Raw genomic sequence first — 16,160 nt, forward strand, 5'->3', positions numbered from 1 at the left:
CCGGGGGGCTGCGCCCCTGCCGCGGCCGGGCGACAGTCCCGTCGCCCCCATCATCCGATACGCGGCCCGGTCGTGTCTCAGCCACCGCTAGAACGTCTCGGCAGCCCCGCTCGTCTTCCCGCTTCCGTCCTCGGCGCCGCCGCCTCGCCGGTCGGCGACCCGCCGCCCCAGTCGGTCGACGTGGTCGTCGCCGTGGAAGTACAGCGACTCGATCGCCGCCGCGCGGACGGTCTCGTCGGGGTCGTCGAGCGCCGCCTCGAACAACCCATCCACGATCCGGCTCGCGGCGGCGCTCATCGAACTGGACGGGCTGCCGAGCGCCTCCGCCGCCTCGCGTCGCGTCGACGCGTCGAACCGCCGATCGAGCCGCGCCAACGCCGGGGGATCGTCGTCGGTCGGCCGCCCGCCGCGCCCGGTGCCGCCGCTCTCCGCCGATCCATCGGCCCCGTCCGGTCGCGGCCTGTCGTCCATCTGTGAACACCTCACCGATCCGGTAGATTAAACGTATGGCCGCGGCTATCACCGATGAGAATCCGACGCGACCGGCGCGCGGTGCCGCGTTATTCGAGTCCGAACCCCCGGACGACACCGTACTCTGGCCCGGACGCGGTAAGCGCCGACTCCACCAGCCGAATCTCGTCGACCGAGAACGTCCCGACTTCCGGATCTCCCGCGTCGAGCGCGTCTCGGACCGCCTCTGCCCCGGTCGCGCTCTCCACGCGGGCCAGCGTCACGTGCGGCGTGAACGCGTGGGCTTTGGGGTCGACGCCGAGCGCGGTCGTCTCCGCTTCGAGCGCCTCGTAGAGCGCGGCGAGGTCGTCGCCGCCGCGGCCGACGCCCGCCCAGGCGACCGAGACGTACTCGCGGTTCGGAAAGACGCCGAGGCCGCGGATCTCGGCCTCGAAGGGGGAGACTGCGGCGCGGTCGACGGTGCGCTCGCCGGCGGCGGCCACGTTGTCGAGGGCGGGATCGCCCTCATCGTCCTCCGTGCCGATGTCGCCGAGGAACTTCAGCGTCACGTGCGCCTGTTCGGGGTCGACCGGGTTGACGCCCGACGCGTCCGCGAATGGGGCCTGTGCCTCCGCGACGGCGGGCGCGAGCGAGTCCGGGAGGTCGACGGCGAAGAACGCTCGCATCTCCGTCGCCGGATCGGCCGAGCGACGGATACCGCTTGTGGTGGTCGAACCGGCGCACCATATAAATACCACCGTATCAGTCCGGCACAATTCCCAGTAGTGACCCTCCCATACTCGCATGTGATGGCCACCACCGACTCCGCGCGACCGGACCCGCCCTCGGAGCGTCGGGCGCCGGCGCGCGAGATGTCGAGCGTCGCCCGCTCGGCGGACGGTCGCCGGATCGCCTACGCGACGTACGGGCCTCCCGACGGCGACCCGGTCGTCTTCTTCCACGGGACGCCCGGGTCCCGCCGGCTGGGCGCGCTCCTCGAACCGGCGGCGCGAGCGAACGACGTCCGCGTGATCGCGCCCGAAAGACCCGGCTACGGACGCTCGCCCCCGCAGTCGGGTCGGACCGTCGGCGACGCCGCCGCGTCCGTGCGGCCCGTCCTGAACGACCTCGGAGTCGAGCGCGCGGCCCTCGTCGCGTTCTCCGGCGGCGCGCCCTACGCCCTCGCGACGGCCGCGTCGCTCGGCGACCGGGTCACCGGCGTCGACCTCGTCGCCGGCGCGACGCCGCCGTCGTTCGGCGACGACACGCCCGCGGTCCAGCGCCTCCTGTCCGGCCTCGCGGCCGCGACGCCGTCGGTCCTCGGGGCACTGCTCCGCGGTCAGGCGTGGGTCGCGTCGCGCGCGGACCCGTCGTTCGTGGTGGCCCAGTACGCCGAGGACGCCGACGCCGTCCCCGAGGACGCCGCGACCGTGGTGAAGGAGGACTTCCTCGCGGCGTTCGAGCGCCACCGGAACGGCGCGGTCACCGAGTTCCGCGACGCCGGCAGCGACTGGGGGATCGACCTCGACGCGGTCGACGCCCCGGTGCGCCTGTGGCACGGGACCGACGACGCGAACGTCCCCGTCGCCGGGGCGGAACGACTGGCCGAGGCGCTTCCGACCGCCGAACTCCGCGTCCTCGACGGCGCGGACCACCTCGGGACGCTCCTCCGGGCCGCCCCCGAGGCGCTGTCGCGTTCCCGCTGATCGCTGGCTCTCCCCGAGTTCGCCCCTGAAACGCCGCTGCGTCCCCGCTGATCAATCCGGCCCTGCCCGAGTCCGTCCCCGAGACGCCGTTGCGTCCCCGCTGACCGGTTCGGCCCTCCTCTCCGACCTCGTCCCGGGTCCCTCCCGCGGGCGGTCCCGAACCACGCGGATTGATGTACGGCACGCTCGAACGTCGAGCGACGGCGTCATGAAACGGATCAGGTTCTCGGCCGCCTACCCCGAGCGGCTCCGCCACCCCCTCCACGAGGCGATCGCCGCCGACTCGCCGATCCGTCGCGCGGAGCTGCTGATGTGGAGCCCGACGGCGGACGCGACGACGCTGCTCTGGTTCGACGGCGACCGCGACGCGACGGCGTCTGCCCTCGACGCGCTCGACTCGCTGGTCGCGAGCAGCCTCGTGAGCGACGCCGACGGGACCTACGCGTTCCTTCGGCAGGACGCCTACGAGTTCCCGGCGGCGCTCCTCGACACCGTCGCGGCGTCGCGGGTGATATTCCTCCCGCCGGTCGTCTTCCGCGAGTCGGGCGACGTCCGGTTCGAGGCAGTGGGCGCGACGGCGGCGCTCAGCGAGTTCCACGACGACCTCGCGACCCTCGCCGACCTCACTATCGAGTGGGTCCACGAGTTCGAGCGCCGACGGGAACCGTCGCGGCTGACCGACCGACAGCGCGCGGCGCTGGAGACGGCGGTCTCGACGGGGTACTACGAGGTTCCGCGCGAGGGGACCGTCGCGGACGTGGCGGCCGCGCTCGGCTGCGCGACGAGCACGGCCGGCGAACTGCTCCGGAAGGCCGAGGCGGCGGTCGTCGAGCGCGCCGTCGAATCGGCGTGACGGCCGCCGCCGTCCCGGACGCCGACCCGCCGTCGGTTCACAGCCGCTCGCGGAGCGTGTCGGCGGTCGCGTCGCCCACGCCGTCGACGTCGGTGAGGTCGTCGCGGGAGGCGTCGCGGACGTTCTCGACCGGGCCGAACCGCCGGAGGAGGCGGCGGCGCGTCTCGGGGCCGACCCCCGGCACGTCGTCGAGGACCGTCCTGACCTCGTCGCGGACGGTCTGGTGGTAGGAGACGGCGAACCGGTGCGCCTCGTCGCGCACGCGCTGGAGCAGGTGGAGCTCGGGGGCGTCGTCGTCCCAGCGCCGGGTCCCGGTCGGGGTGACGACCAGCTCCTCCGCCTTCGCGAGGGCGACGACGGGCACGTCCCACCCGGTCTCCGCGAGCGCGTCGCGGGCGGCCCCGAGCTGCCCCTCGCCGCCGTCGATGAGGAGGAGGTCGGGGTCCGGGCGGTCGTCCTCGCCGGCGAGCGCGCGCTCAGCGCGCCACCGGACCAGCTCGCGCATGTTCGCGTAGTCGTCGTTGCGTTCGGTGAGCTTCTTCCGGCGGTAATCGGCCGTCTCCGCGCTCCCGTCGACGAAACACACGTCGGAGCCGACCACGGCGGTGCCCTGCGCGTGGCTCACGTCGAACCCCTCGACGCGCTCGGGGCGGGCGATCCCGAGCCGGTCGCCGAGCGCGCCCACGGGGTCGTCGCGGCCGCCGCGCTTCCGGGCGTTCTTCAGCGCGAGTTCGACGAGCTTCGCCTCGCGGCCGGCGCCCGGGACCCGGACCGCGACCCCCTCGCGCTCCAGCCAATCGACAACGTCCCGGTCGGCGGGTCGTTCGGCGAGGAGGACCGCGTCCGGGAACTCCCGCTCGGCGTAGTACTGCGCGAGGAACGCGCTGAGCACGGCGGCGGGGGTGTTGGCGTCGGGGTCCGCCGGGGTCGCGTCGCCGCCGGAGGCCCCCGATTCGGCCGCGTCCGCCACCGCCGCCGCGTCCAGCTGGTGGCGGCTCCGGTCGACCAGTTGCCCGCGCTCGCTGTGGAGCCGGGCCACCCGAGCCGTGTCGCCCTCGACCGCGGCCGCCAGCACATCGACGGTGCGGTCGTCGTTCCGGTCGCTGACGGCCTCGCCCCCCTCGCCGTGGAACGCCTCGACCGCTTCGAGGCGGTCGCGGAGGTTCGCCGCGCGCTCGAACTCGTTCGCCTCGGCCGCGGCCTCCATGCGGCGTCGGAGGGGATCGGCGAGGACGCCCGTCTCGCCCTCGAAGAAGCGCCGCGCGGCGGCCACGTCCTCGGCGTACGCCTCCGGCGATATCTCGCCGGTACACGGCGCCGAACAGATGCCCATCTCGTAGTCGAGGCAGGGGCGGTCGCGCCCCTCGTACTTGTGGTCCGAACAGCCGCGCAGCCGGTACTCGTCGCGGACCGCCTTCACCACGGTCTCGACGCGGCCCACGTCTGTGAACGGGCCGTACGCGACCGCGCCCGCCTCGGGGTCGCGGGTCACCTCGATCCGGGGCACCTCGTGGTCCGAGAAGGCGACCAACGGGTACGACTTGTCGTCCTTCAGCCGGACGTTGTACCGCGGGCGCAGCCGCTTGATCAGGTTCGCCTCGAGCAGCAGCGCCTGCGTCTCCGTGTCGGTGACCGCGAACTCGATCCGGTCGGCGCGCTCGACCATCCCTCGGATCCGGCCCGAGCGCGGGTCCGCGTACGACCGCACCCGGTCGCGGAGGTCGAGCGCCTTCCCGACGTACAGCGTCGTCTCCCCCGCCCGGAACTGGTAGACGCCCGGCTCCGTCGGGAGGTCTCGGGCCCGCTCGCGCACCGCGCCGGCGTCCATCGGTCTCGGATCGCCGTAGCCGCCCGACGCCATTGAACGCTGCGGGGACGAGCCGAAGCGAGGTCACGGTCCGTTCATGTCACTTCGCGAACTGGGTAGTTATCAAACCTGAGTCACGGGGAGAACCGTTTATCCCGATGCTTGGGGGAGAGGGAAACAGATATGACGGGAGTTCGAGGGCTGTTACGGCGCGTGCTCGGGCGGGGAGGTGACTCCCGGTCGGTCCCCGACGGGGGCGTCGTCGTCGGGGAGCCCGCGGGGACGGACGACGCGACGGTCCCGGCCGGCGAGTCCGGTGGCCCGAGCGACGAGGAGTACAGCGTCACCGAGGCGGACGGCGTGGACCGGACCAAGACCTTAGGGGGTGCCGGCTTCGCCGAGGTGTTCAACGCCACGGGCGTCCCGACGTTCATCCTCGACACCGGGGGGAACGTCGCCGAGTGGAACGAGTCGCTCGCGGCGCTCACCGGCGTCGACCGCGCGGACGCCCTCGGCCACGACTACGCCTCGGAGCTATTCTACCCCGACGGTCGGCGCGCCGACACACTCGCGGACAAGGTGCTCGACGCGCCCGAGGACGCGGACGAGGTGTACGATGTCGAGCGGTCCGGATCGGCACGGATCCGCTACCGCGACACGAGCACGATGGTCGACCGCCACGGCGAGGAGAAGCACATCGAGTTCACCGCGACCCCGATGTACGACGGCGACGAGTTGGTCGGCGTGACTGAGGTCGTCATCGACCGCACCGAGAACGTCAACGAGCGCGAGGCGACGGCGGAGCTGGTCGCCGAGATCCGCCAGACCGCCGAGGAGATCGGGGAGGGAAACCTAGAGGCCCGCGCCGTCTGCCGCGAGGAGTGCGAAATTCTCAACGAAGAGCTGTTGAGCGTCATCGGCGTCGTAAACCGGATGGCGGAGAACCTCCAGACCCTCTCCGAGAGCGTCCACGAGAAGGCGCGCGACCTCGACGGCACCGTCGAGGAGGCGAGCGCCGCGGCAGCCGACATCGCCGAGAACGTCGACGAGCAGAACGAGCTCTTAGAGGAGAGCGTCTCGGAGATGCAGTCGTTCTCCGCGGGGATGGAGGAGGTCGCGGCGACGGCTGACCAGGTCGACTCCGCCGCGGTCGCGGCCGCCGACGCCGCCGACGAGGGGTTAGACGCCAGCGAGGACGCCCGCGAGGCGACCGAGGACGTGGTGGAGATCGGCGACGAACTCGTCGAGAGCGTCGGCGCGCTCTCCGAGCGCATGGACGACATCGAGGAGGTCATCGAGGTCATCTCCGACGTGGCCGAGCAGACGAACCTGCTCGCCCTGAACGCCAACATCGAGGCCGCCCGCGCCGGCGAGGGCGGCGACGGCTTCGCGGTCGTCGCCGAGGAGGTGAAGAAGCTCGCCGACGAGACCCGCGGCTACACCGAGGAGATCACGGAGAGCCTCGACAAGCTCCAGACGCAGTCCGCGGAGACCACGACCGCGGTCGAGCGCTCGCACGACCGGATCGAGGACGCGGGCACCGAGATCGAGACGGTCCTCGACTCGCTCGAAGAGATCGCTGACGCGGTCGACGAGGCGGCCGCGGGCGTCGCGGAGGTCGCGCGCACCACCGACGACCAGGCGGCGACCGTCGAGGAGCTCACCTCGTCGCTGGAGGCGGTCCGCGAGCGCTCCGACCGCACCGAGGAGGCGACCGAACGCATCGTCGACGGCCGCCTCTTGGTCGTCGGTGGCGTCGACGAGCTGATCGCCCGCGTCGAACAGCTCGACGCCAGATAACTCCCCTACCGCCCCGAGTCCCGTCCGCTTTCGCTCCCCCGTTCTCTCGGCACCGCCGAACGTTTAACCCCGCTCAGCCCCCACAAAACGTATGTCCGTTACGCCGCCCGGGCCGCTCGGCGACCCCCTGTTCGGGAACGGTCGCCAGTTCGCTGACGACCCCTTCGGTTTCCTCCGCGCCTGCGCCGACAGCTACGGTGACGTGGTGCGGCTCGACCTCGGTCCCAGAGAGACGTACCTGCTCACGAACCCCGCCGACGTCGAGCGCGTGCTCGTCGCCGACGCCGAACGCTACCGGAAGCCCCAGTTCGGCGACGACGCGATGGACACGCTGCTCGGCGACGGTCTCCTCATGAGCGACGGCGACACGTGGCAGCGCCAGCGCACGCTCGCGAACCCCTCGTTCCACAACCGCCGGATCGGCGCGCTCGACGGGACGATGGTCGACCACACGGAGTCGCAGCTCGCGGACTGGGCCGACGGCGAGGTCGTCGACATCCAGCTCGAGGTCGCCCGCCTCACCGTGAAGATCATCGTCTCGGCGATGTTCGGCGCCGACATCACCGACGAGGAGGTGAAGACGGTCCAAGAGAACTTGGAGCCGCTCGGCGCGCGGTTCGAGCCCGACCCGCGGCGGTTCCTGATCCCGAACTGGGTGCCGACCCGCGAGAACCGCGAGTTCGACGCCGCGATCGACACCCTCGAATCCGTCATCGACGGGATCGTCGACCGCCGCCGGGGCACGGAGCGCGACCCGAGCGTCGACCCCGCCGGCGCGGAGGGCGTCGCGGTGCCCGGCCCGGCCGGGGACGGCGACGGCGACCTGCCGATGGACCTGCTCTCGGTCCTCCTGCGCGCCCGCGACCGCGGCGAGCAGACCGACGAGAACCTCCGCGACGAGCTGGTGACGATGCTGCTCGCCGGCCACGACACGACCGCGCTCGCGCTGACGTACACGTTCTACCTGCTCTCGAATCACCCTGAGGCCCGTCGCGAGGTCGAGCGCGAGGCCGAGACGGCGACCGCCGACGGCCCGCCGACCGCGGCCGACGTCCGCGACATGGCGTACACCGAGCGCGTGCTCAACGAGTCGATGCGCCTCTACCCGCCCGTCTACACCCTGTTTCGCGAGCCGAAGCTCGACGTGAAACTGGGGGGGTACCGGATCCCGGAGGGGTCCGCGCTGATGGTGTCGCAGTGGGTGACCCACCGGTCCGAGCGGTGGTACGACGCCCCCGAGACGTTCGACCCCGACCGCTGGACGCCCAAGCGCCGGAGCGAGCGCCCCCGGTTCGCCTTCTTCCCCTTCGGCGGGGGCCCGCGCCACTGTATCGGGAAGGCGTTCTCGCTGCTGGAGGCGAAGATCATCCTCGCGGAGATCTGCTCGCAGTTCGAACTCGGCTACGAGGGACCGGACCTCTCCTTGCGCGGCTCGCTCACCATGCACCCGAGCCATCCGGTGCCGATGCGGATCCGCGAGCGGTAGATGTCCGCCCCCGCCGACGCGTACTGCGCCCGGTGCGGCGATCCGCTCTCGAGCGGTCTCGTTGCGACCGACCGCCGCGCCTGCTGTCTCAACGCCACCCCGATCGCGGGCGTCTGCCCGACCCACGGGCCGGTGGGGCCGCACCACGCGGTCGAGGAACCGGACGCGGTCGACGACGCGTAACCTCCGGTTCGCCCTACAGATCGACCGTCGCCGCGACCTCCCGGTACTCCGGGTCCCACGCGTCGAGCGCATGGACGCGCCACCGGACCGGGTCGAACTCGGTCTCAACGAGGTCGGCGACCGCGCCCGGTTCCGGGTCGCCGCCCCGCGCCAGCGTCACGTGCGGGACGTACGCGTCGCCCTCGATTCCCTCCACCGTCCCGAACGCCGCACAGAGCCTGCGGTGAAGCCGAACGAGCCCGTCGCTCTCGACCGTCAGATACACGATCGGCCGCGACCCCGACCGCGGCGCGTCGAAGACGTCGATCCCGGTCACGGCGACCTCGAACGGGTCGGCGGTCGCGAGCGGTCGACGAAGGCGTTCGCGCAGCCGGTCGAGGGCCTCCTGACGAGGCGGGACGGGTTTGTCCCCTCCACGTTCCTCGCCCCCCTCTCCCTCTCCGCGTTCATCGCCTCCGTCGCGCTCTCCGCGTCGCACGTCCTCGACGCCGAAGCGCTTACAGACGAGGGTGTGACGCTCGCGGACGCGGTCGAACCCCGTCAGTTTCGGGTGGAGATCGCCGGCGAGGCGGTCGATCGCGGGCGGGAGCGGGACGTTGAGGCTGAACACGTCGGCGGCCGCCTCAGATCCGATCGGTGAGGTGTAAGGCGATCACGACGACGAGCGCGATCCCGATCAGCGTCGGGAGGGCGTCGAGCAGCCAGAAGGCGACCTCGAGGACGGCCCCGACGATCTCCAGGAGAAGCCACACGACGACGAGCAGCAGCACGATCTTCAGGAGGTCGTCGGTGTCGATCTCGGCGCGGTTCATGGCCAGACGGGGGTGCGGCAGCGATAAAAAGACGGTGGTAAAACCGGGCGCTCGCTACGCGATCTTCTCGTACTGCTCGGAGAGCTTCTCGGCGGCCTCGTCGAGCAGTTCGGCCTCGTACTCGTCGAGGTCCCACTCGACGACCTCCTCGACGCCGTTCGCGCCGAGCTTCGCGGGGACGCCGAGCGCGGTGTCATCGTAGCCGTACTCGCCGTCGAGCACGACCGAGCAGGGGAGCACCTCGCCGGTGTCGTTGAGGATGGCCTCGACGGTGTGGGCGACGCCGGTGGCGGGTCCCCACTGCGTCGCGCCCTTCCGGCTGATCACGTCCATCGCGGACTCCTGGAGGTCCGCGAGGATCTGCTCTTTCTCGTCGGCGTCGAACGACGGGTCGCGGCCGTCGACGCGCACCTTCGAGAAGACGGGCGCCTGCGCGTCGCCGTGTTCGCCGAGGATCGTCGCCTCGACGTTCTGGACGGGCGCGTCGAAGCGCTCGGAGAGGACGTAGCGGAAGCGCGCGGAGTCGAGCCGGCCGCCGAAGCCGACCACCTTGTGGCGGTCGCGGTCGCCCACCTCGTAGAGGTGGCGGTTGAGCAGATCGACCGGGTTCGAGGTGGTGACGGTGACGAAGTCGTCGTTGTGCTCGGCGATCGAGGACCCGATGTCCTCCATGATCGGCGCGTTGTCGCCGGCGAGGTCGATCCGGGTCTGCCCCTCCTTGCGCGGGATGCCCGCCGTGATGACGACCACGTCCGAGCCGGCGGTGTCCTCGTACTCGCCCTGCCGGACGGTCGTGTTCGAGTCGTACGCGACGCCGTGGTTCGCGTCGGCGGCCTGTCCGATCGTCGTCTCGCGCTGGTCCGGAATGTCCACGAAGACGAGCTCGTCGACCACGTCGCGTAACGCGAGTTTGTAGCCGGCCGCGGCTCCGACGGTCCCCGCCGCACCGATAACGCTGACCTTTGTCATACCGTGTAGATTCGCGACCGGCCGGTGAGTAAACGTTTCGGAACCCCGCTAACGTTCGTGACCGTCGTCGCGAAACCCCTAACTCCCGCGGCGTCGAAGCGTCGCCTCGTGCCGACGTTCCGCTACCCGTGCCCCGGCTGTCGGACGACGAACAGCCTTCACGACGCCGACTGTGAGTTCGAGGGCGTGAGCTGGCCGACCGTCGAGAAGGCGTACACCGACCTCCTGTCGGTGCTGTCCGCGGAGCCCGACGGCCTCCCGGAAGCGGCGCTGCGGGACGCGGTCCCGGCGGAGTGGGGCGGGCTCCACAAGGCCGCGCTCGGCGCGCTCCGCCGCGACCAGCGCGTCGTCGAGGACGGCGACCGGCTCCGCCTGCTCACCGCCGCGGAGTTCAAGGAACGCGTCTCGGAGCCGACTCGCGACCCGATGCGCACCGTCTACGAGCACGGCTCGGTCCCGGGCTGTCACGACAACGCGGTGTTCGCGATGGTGGCGTGGTACGAGATGGTCGGGCTCTCGTGGCCCGAGACCCGCGAGAACGTGATCGAGTGGCTCCGCGAGTCGGGCGCGTGGGACCGCGGCGGCTTCGAGGAGTCGACGCCCGGCGAGCTCGTCGACGCCAAGCGCCACGTGTACGACGAGGGGTACGGCTGGAAGGAGAAGGGACAGGCCGCGAAGCGCGTCATCGAGCGGCATCTGTAGCGCCGGTTCGTCCGGAGCGCGGACCGGACGGACCGCCGCCCCACGACAGCTTTACCCCCGCCGTCGCCGTCGTACCCGACGAATGGCCCTCGACCTCGTTCCCGCGTGGCCCGCCGTCGGCTCACTCGCGGGCGGGGCGGGGGCGCTCGCGCTCGCGTGGGCGATCCGCGAACACCGCGGCCGCCCCGGCGTCGACTGGTTCCTCGGCGTGTTCGCCGCGCAGGCGACGTGGTGTCTCTCCTACGGCGTCGGCCTGCTGGTCTCCGAACCGGCGATCCGAGCCGCGCTGGAGGCGACGATGTGGCTGGGCGTGATCTGGACAGGGATCGCCTTCCTCGGGTTCGCACTGGAGTACACGGGCCGGAGCGACGTGGTCCGGAGCCGCCTGTTCGCGGCGGTCGTCGGGTTCGGCGCACTCTCGTCCGCGCTCGTCGTCACGAACTCGCTCCACGGTGTCTTCTGGACCGACTTCGCGCGCGACCCCGTCTTCGGCGTCGAGACCGTCTCGTACGCGTTCGGGCCGTGGGCGTACCTGACGGTCGCCGCGGAGACGGTCCTCGTCGCCAGCGCCGTGTTCCTCCTCGTCGACACGCTGCTCAGCTACGGGCCGCTGTACCGCCGCGAGAGCGCCGCGGTCGCGCTGAGCTCGCTGCCGCCCGGGTTCGCGCTGGTCGCGTGGGCGCTGGCGCTCGGCCCGGTGCCCCAACTCCAACTCGCGCCGGTGATGTTCGTCCCACACCTGCTCCTCGACGCGTACGCGTTCGACCGCGCGGAGATGTTCGACCGGAACCCGACCACCAGCCGCGCCGCGGAGCGCACCGCGATCGACGACCTCCGCGACCCCATCGTGGCGCTGGCGCTCGACCGCCGCATCGTCCGGATCAACCCCGCGGCCGAAACGGTGCTCGGCGTCGACGCCCAGACCGCCCGCGACCGCCCGCTCGCCGATTTCCTCGATCTCCCGGTCCGCATCGGCGACGCGGGCGAGGGCGAGCCGGACGGCGGCGAGTCCGGCCCGGACGACGAAGCGGGCGGTTCCCGCGAGACGGTCGAGATCGACGCCGGCGACGGCGCCCGCAGCCGCACGTACGCGGTGTCGGTCTCCCGGCTCACCGATCCCAACGGCACCCACGTCGGGTACACTCTCGTTCTCTCGGACGTCACCGACCGCGAGCGCCGACGCCAGCAGCTGGAGGTGCTCAACCGCATCCTGCGTCACAACCTCCGCAACGACGCGGGCGTCGTCCGCGGGTACGGCGAGATCCTCCGCGATCGCGTCGACGACTCGGAACTCGTTCAGATGGCCGACGCGGTCGAGCGTCGCGCGGGCGCGCTGGCCGCGCTCGGCGAGAAGGCCGGGACCGTCGAGCGGCTGCTCGAAGATCGGGACCCCGAGCCGACGGACGTGCGCGACCTCGTGACATCGGTCGTCGCGGACGCCCGTGGCCGCGACGACGCGGCGATCGAACTCGCGGTCGACGGCGAGCCGACGACCGCCGACGGCGGGGCGGCGACTTCCGTCGGCGAGCGGACGACCGGAGACGCCGACGACGACGAGTGGGTCACGCGGGTCCGGCTCGACGCGCTCCGCGCGGTCGTCGAGAACACGGTGGAGAACGCGCTCGATCACCATGACGGTCAGGGAACAGAACGCGATGACGGCGGGGCGTGGGTACGGGTCGCGCTCCGTCGAGAGGAGCGCGGAGGCGACGGCGGCCACGAGGGCGAGGGCGACGCGCGGTTCGTGCTCGCCGTCGCGGACGACGGGCCCGGGATCCCCGAGCACGAAGTCGAGGCGGTCGAGTCCGGGCGGGAGACCGCCCTCGAACACGGGTCGGGGCTGGGCCTGTGGGTCGTCGCGTGGGGCGCCGCCGCGGTCGGCGCCGACGTCGAGTACGCCGACCGGGAGCCGCGGGGGACGCGGGTGACGGTGTCGGTTCCGGTCGTGGACGGTTTATAAAGCGTGTGCCTCGCCGTACGCCTGTGCCTTCAGACGATCGTAGCGCTCTCGCGAGTCGAGCACCCACTTGTACTCGAATCCGGGCGGTGGGGTGCTTCAGTCGAGGAACGAGCGAGCCTCTTCGACCCCGAAGCGGATCGTTTCGCGGCCGTACGACGGTGAGAGGCCAATTTCTTCGAATAGGCTTAAGAGGAAATCCTGACGACCGTCTTGGTGTCGTATCCGTATCGATGCTCTCGGTTCGCCGTACTCCTGAACATCGAGACACCCGTCACAGACGTACCACATCTTGGCGATCCGTGGCGTCAGCGATAGACTCTCTGGGAACCGCTTCTCGCCGGATCGGTACCACCGACGAAGTGACCGCATGAACGGGTGAGATCGCGATATGACGGTATACCTATCGTGATTGTTCTGAGCCCTCGCATTTGGACTGACCCCGATTCACGGTTACTATGTGCCAGCTCCGCTGCCGTCTTTTTTTAATCGGACACCGGTCTCAACACCCCCATCTCGTGGTCGAACCACTCCAAGGATTGCTTGTAACCATCGAGAGACGGAACAGGCCGTGAGCCCCGTCGTTCGTCTTTGGGACGGACCCCCCGTCACCCATGAAACAGCCGACGAGGATCTCGCGAAGGTACGTGGGTGTTTCGGGGTAGTAACAGCTTCCGCGTGCCCAGTGACTACCGACCCGCTTGAACGACTCTCCGCATCCTGGACACGCTTCCCTCGGTAATTTACTCGCTCTGAATCCTCGGTGCAAGCATATACGTTGCCTGTCCGAGCCCCTCGGCGAAGCCGTAGTGGAGCTTGACGGGGAACTCCTCGCCGAGCTCGACGGTGACCTCGGCGTCGGAGGGGATCGCCTTGTTCATGTCCTTGAGGTAGTCGAGGCTGAACAGCGAGTCAGCGGGGCCGGCGGTGAGCGCGATGAGGTCCTCGCGGTCGAGCTTGAGGTTCACGTCGTCGGTGTCGCCCTCGGCCTCGATGAAGAACGCCTCGTCGGTCTCGTCGACGCGGAGGCGGATGTGGTCGGAGACCATGTCGGCGGCCTTGATCCCGCGGTCGAGCTGGGCGCCCTCGACGACGATCTCGGAGGCGAGATCGAGGTCCGGGATGTCCGGCTCCTGGCGGATCGAGTCGGGGTCGATGAGCGCGAGGGTGTAGGATAGGCCGTCGATCTCGATGTGGAGCTTGCGGGTCTCCTCGTCGAGTTCGAGGTGGATCAGGTCGCCCGAGTTGGCCATGCCGGCGATGTCCTCCAGGCGGGCGAGGTTGACGCCGATGACGCCGCCGTCGGCGTCGTAGGACTCGAACGCGGCCGCCTCCAGCGTGAGGTCGACCATGCCGACGTTGGCGGGGTCGACGGCCCGGATGGAGAGCTCCTCCTCGTTCAGGCGGATCTTACACTCGTCGACCAACACGCTCACCGAATCGAGCGCGTCCTGAAACGTCGACGCGCCCACGATGGCCTTGAACATATACGTTCGGCTAGGGCGGTATCCCCTAAAAAGACACCCGATCGGGTCGGCACGGAAACGCTCAAACCGACCGGATGAGCCGGGCGACGACGACCCCGAGCGTCACCACGGCTCGCAGCGGGCGGAGCCGTTCGAGCCGGTATTCGAGGGTCTCCGCCTCGTCGGCGTCCCGGCCTCTCGCCTCCGCGTCCGCGCCGCCGTCCGCCGGCTCGCGCGTGAGGTCGCGGGGCTCCTCGCTACCGGGGCCGCGGGGCGCTCCGTCGCCGGGGTCGGGCGGCTCGGATCGGCCCGTCCGTCGGGGCGCCGTCGGCCGGCTCCGCGAGCGGTGTCGGGTTCACGTCGGTCCGCTCGGGCGCTGACAGTGGCTCGTCGACCGTGTGTGGCCTGCGCCGCGCCAGGCGGTACACGACGGTGCGAGGGTAATTCATGAGTAGACGAGCCGAACGCAAGACGGAACTGAAACTCGTCCGCGCGGGATCGGGCTCCCGGACCGATCGCGCCGGTCGTCGCGCGCGGCCCTCAGACGAGCGGCTCGACGAGGTCGCGCCCCTTGGCGAGCAGGTCGTCGACGGCCTCGTCGGAGTCGGCCTCGGCGTACACCCGGAGCTTCGGCTCGGTTCCCGAGGGGCGGACGAGCAGCCACGAGCCGCTCTCTAAGAGGAGCTTGAACCCGTCGAGCGTGACGACCTTCGCTACGGGGGACCCGCCGACTGCCTCCGGGATGTGGTCCTCTAGCTCGTCGAGGACCGCTTCCTTCCGGTCGTCCGGGCAGTCGAGCGACACTTTTCCGGCCGCGATGTGGCCGTGCTCGTCGAGCAGGCGGTCGACGCGCGCGTCGAACGGCTCGGCGGCGTGGGTCGCGGCCGCGAGCAGCCCCATCAGCACGCCGTCCTTCTCCCGGACGTGACCGCGGAGGGTGAACCCGCCGGACTCCTCGCCGCCGAACAGCGCGTCGTGCTCACCCATCGCCTCGGCGACCCACTTGAAGCCGACCGGGGTCTCGTACACCGCCTCGCCGTGCGCCTCGGCGATGCGGTCGACGAGGAACGTCGTCGAGACGGTGCGGACCGCGGGCCCGGAGTCGGTCTCCAAGAGACGGTCGTAGCAGGCGGCGTAGAAGAGGTTCGCGTCGAGGACGCCGCGCTCGGGCGTGACGACCGCGATCCGGTCGGCGTCGCCGTCGTTGGCGATCCCCAGATCCACGTCGCTCTCGGGGTCGGTGACGCGCTCGGCCAGTTCTCCGAGGTGTTCGGCCGACGGCTCGGGGGAGTCGCCGCCGAAGGTCACGTCGCGCTCGCAGCGCAGGCGCTCCACCTCCGCGCCGGCCGACTCGAGGAGCGCGTCCGTGACGCCGCGCCCGCTCCCGTGCATCGCGTCGTACGCGACCGTGAGCCCGTCGAGGTCGACGCTGTCCCCGTCTCCGGCGACGCGGCCGACGACCTCGCGGGCCGCGTCGGCGTGTTCGCTCACGAGGTCGACCCGAGAGATGTCGCCGCGCTCGGCTTCGGGGAGCAGGTCGGGCTCGGCGAGCCGGTCGACGACATCCTCGGTCACGTCCGGCAGCGCCGGCGCGCCGTCGTGCGGGATGAACTTCACGCCGTTGTACTCGGGCGGGTTGTGCGAGGCGGTGATCATACACGCGCCGGCCAGTCCGCGGTCGACGATAGCGTGGGCGATCACCGGCGTCGGCGCGTCGCGCTCGGGGAGGATCACGTCGAAGCCGTTGCCCGCGAACACCTCCGCGAGGCTCTCGGCGAACCCCTCCGAGGTCTCGCGGGCGTCGTACCCCACCGCGACCGGTTCGTCGTGCCCCGCCGCGTCGAGGTGGTCGGCGATCGCCTGTCCCACGATCCGCACGCGCTCGTCGGTGAACGTGTCGAGTGTCGCGCGCCACCCGTCCGTGCCGAAGGCTATCTGGTCCATGTCGGCCACGTCGGCGGCGGGGACA

Annotated in this window: 14 protein-coding genes and 1 pseudogene; 7 read left to right on the top strand and 8 right to left on the bottom strand. The window is 71.1% G+C overall.

Annotated elements, in window-relative coordinates; genetic code table 11:
- Both B9G49_RS10340 and thpR read right to left on the bottom strand, forming a co-directional pair.
- Positions 1-471: pseudogene (locus B9G49_RS10340) on the bottom strand (HEAT repeat domain-containing protein); the annotation flags it as partial.
- A gap of 89 nt (positions 472-560) precedes the next feature.
- On the bottom strand, positions 561-1,136 hold the full coding sequence (gene thpR / locus B9G49_RS10345) for an RNA 2',3'-cyclic phosphodiesterase (RefSeq protein WP_086216306.1): 576 nt from the start codon (positions 1,134-1,136) through the stop codon (positions 561-563).
- A gap of 123 nt (positions 1,137-1,259) precedes the next feature.
- Between thpR and B9G49_RS10350 the strand changes: the two genes are divergently transcribed.
- Together B9G49_RS10350 and B9G49_RS10355 are read left to right on the top strand one after the other, a co-directional pair.
- The gene (locus B9G49_RS10350) at positions 1,260-2,156 is read left to right on the top strand and encodes an alpha/beta fold hydrolase (protein WP_086216307.1); all 897 of its coding nucleotides are present in this window, start codon (positions 1,260-1,262) and stop codon (positions 2,154-2,156) included.
- Positions 2,157-2,364: 208 nt separating this feature from the next.
- Positions 2,365-3,009: a helix-turn-helix domain-containing protein gene (locus tag B9G49_RS10355; RefSeq protein WP_086216308.1), complete on the top strand. Its 645-nt coding sequence runs from the start codon at positions 2,365-2,367 to the stop codon at positions 3,007-3,009.
- Between the two features lie 37 nt (positions 3,010-3,046).
- On the opposite strand, the gene B9G49_RS10360 is transcribed toward B9G49_RS10355, so the two are convergent.
- A complete protein-coding gene (locus B9G49_RS10360; RefSeq protein ID WP_086216309.1) occupies positions 3,047-4,837 on the bottom strand; it encodes an excinuclease ABC subunit C in 1,791 nt (596 codons plus the stop codon).
- A 162-nt stretch (positions 4,838-4,999) separates the two neighbouring features.
- Between B9G49_RS10360 and B9G49_RS10365 the strand changes: the two genes are divergently transcribed.
- The 3 genes from B9G49_RS10365 (at position 5,000) to B9G49_RS10375 (ending at position 8,285) form a co-directional block, all read left to right on the top strand.
- Positions 5,000-6,616, top strand: a complete 1,617-nt coding sequence (locus B9G49_RS10365) for a methyl-accepting chemotaxis protein (RefSeq protein ID WP_086216310.1) — start codon at positions 5,000-5,002, stop codon at positions 6,614-6,616.
- 91 nt (positions 6,617-6,707) lie between these two features.
- On the top strand, positions 6,708-8,102 hold the full coding sequence (locus tag B9G49_RS10370; RefSeq protein ID WP_049932021.1) for a cytochrome P450: 1,395 nt from the start codon (positions 6,708-6,710) through the stop codon (positions 8,100-8,102).
- Positions 8,103-8,285 (top strand): hypothetical protein, encoded by a 183-nt coding sequence (locus B9G49_RS10375; RefSeq protein ID WP_049932022.1) that lies wholly within the window; start codon positions 8,103-8,105, stop codon positions 8,283-8,285.
- 13 nt (positions 8,286-8,298) lie between these two features.
- On the opposite strand, the gene B9G49_RS10380 is transcribed toward B9G49_RS10375, so the two are convergent.
- The 3 genes from B9G49_RS10380 to mdh are packed head-to-tail and all read right to left on the bottom strand — an operon-like array spanning position 8,299 to position 10,066.
- On the bottom strand, positions 8,299-8,895 hold the full coding sequence (locus B9G49_RS10380; protein WP_086216311.1) for a 2'-5' RNA ligase family protein: 597 nt from the start codon (positions 8,893-8,895) through the stop codon (positions 8,299-8,301).
- Between the two features lie 13 nt (positions 8,896-8,908).
- Positions 8,909-9,097, bottom strand: coding sequence for a hypothetical protein (locus B9G49_RS10385; RefSeq protein WP_049932025.1), 189 nt, complete (start codon positions 9,095-9,097; stop codon positions 8,909-8,911).
- Between the two features lie 54 nt (positions 9,098-9,151).
- On the bottom strand, positions 9,152-10,066 hold the full coding sequence (mdh, locus tag B9G49_RS10390; RefSeq protein ID WP_086216312.1) for a malate dehydrogenase: 915 nt from the start codon (positions 10,064-10,066) through the stop codon (positions 9,152-9,154).
- Positions 10,067-10,174: 108 nt separating this feature from the next.
- On the opposite strand from mdh, the gene B9G49_RS10395 reads away from it, so the two are divergent.
- Both B9G49_RS10395 and B9G49_RS10400 read left to right on the top strand, forming a co-directional pair.
- On the top strand, positions 10,175-10,768 hold the full coding sequence (locus B9G49_RS10395) for a hypothetical protein (RefSeq protein WP_049932148.1): 594 nt from the start codon (positions 10,175-10,177) through the stop codon (positions 10,766-10,768).
- Positions 10,769-10,850: 82 nt separating this feature from the next.
- On the top strand, positions 10,851-12,728 hold the full coding sequence (locus B9G49_RS10400) for a histidine kinase N-terminal 7TM domain-containing protein (RefSeq protein WP_086216313.1): 1,878 nt from the start codon (positions 10,851-10,853) through the stop codon (positions 12,726-12,728).
- A 740-nt stretch (positions 12,729-13,468) separates the two neighbouring features.
- On the opposite strand, the gene B9G49_RS10405 is transcribed toward B9G49_RS10400, so the two are convergent.
- Positions 13,469-14,212: a DNA polymerase sliding clamp gene (locus tag B9G49_RS10405; protein ID WP_049932029.1), complete on the bottom strand. Its 744-nt coding sequence runs from the start codon at positions 14,210-14,212 to the stop codon at positions 13,469-13,471.
- Between the two features lie 519 nt (positions 14,213-14,731).
- Positions 14,732-16,135, bottom strand: a complete 1,404-nt coding sequence (locus B9G49_RS10410) for a phosphoglucomutase/phosphomannomutase family protein (protein WP_086216314.1) — start codon at positions 16,133-16,135, stop codon at positions 14,732-14,734.
- Positions 16,136-16,160 lie beyond the last annotated feature (25 nt).

This window comes from Halorubrum sp. SD683, from assembly GCF_002135045.1.
GTDB classification, from domain to species: Archaea; Halobacteriota; Halobacteria; order Halobacteriales; family Haloferacaceae; genus Halorubrum; species Halorubrum ezzemoulense.

Excerpts from the sequence above, each read along its gene's own strand:
- thpR (WP_086216306.1), bottom strand. The coding sequence starts at position 1,136 with ATGCGAGCGTTCTTCGCCGTCGACCTCCCGGACTCGCTCGCGCCCGCC.
- B9G49_RS10350 (WP_086216307.1), top strand. The coding sequence starts at position 1,260 with ATGGCCACCACCGACTCCGCGCGACCGGACCCGCCCTCGGAGCGTCGG.
- B9G49_RS10355 (WP_086216308.1), top strand. The coding sequence starts at position 2,365 with ATGAAACGGATCAGGTTCTCGGCCGCCTACCCCGAGCGGCTCCGCCAC.
- B9G49_RS10360 (WP_086216309.1), bottom strand. The coding sequence starts at position 4,837 with ATGGACGCCGGCGCGGTGCGCGAGCGGGCCCGAGACCTCCCGACGGAG.
- B9G49_RS10365 (WP_086216310.1), top strand. The coding sequence starts at position 5,000 with ATGACGGGAGTTCGAGGGCTGTTACGGCGCGTGCTCGGGCGGGGAGGT.
- B9G49_RS10370 (WP_049932021.1), top strand. The coding sequence starts at position 6,708 with ATGTCCGTTACGCCGCCCGGGCCGCTCGGCGACCCCCTGTTCGGGAAC.
- B9G49_RS10375 (WP_049932022.1), top strand. The coding sequence starts at position 8,103 with ATGTCCGCCCCCGCCGACGCGTACTGCGCCCGGTGCGGCGATCCGCTC.
- B9G49_RS10385 (WP_049932025.1), bottom strand. The coding sequence starts at position 9,097 with ATGAACCGCGCCGAGATCGACACCGACGACCTCCTGAAGATCGTGCTG.
- mdh (WP_086216312.1), bottom strand. The coding sequence starts at position 10,066 with ATGACAAAGGTCAGCGTTATCGGTGCGGCGGGGACCGTCGGAGCCGCG.
- B9G49_RS10400 (WP_086216313.1), top strand. The coding sequence starts at position 10,851 with ATGGCCCTCGACCTCGTTCCCGCGTGGCCCGCCGTCGGCTCACTCGCG.
- B9G49_RS10405 (WP_049932029.1), bottom strand. The coding sequence starts at position 14,212 with ATGTTCAAGGCCATCGTGGGCGCGTCGACGTTTCAGGACGCGCTCGAT.
- B9G49_RS10410 (WP_086216314.1), bottom strand. The coding sequence starts at position 16,135 with ATGGACCAGATAGCCTTCGGCACGGACGGGTGGCGCGCGACACTCGAC.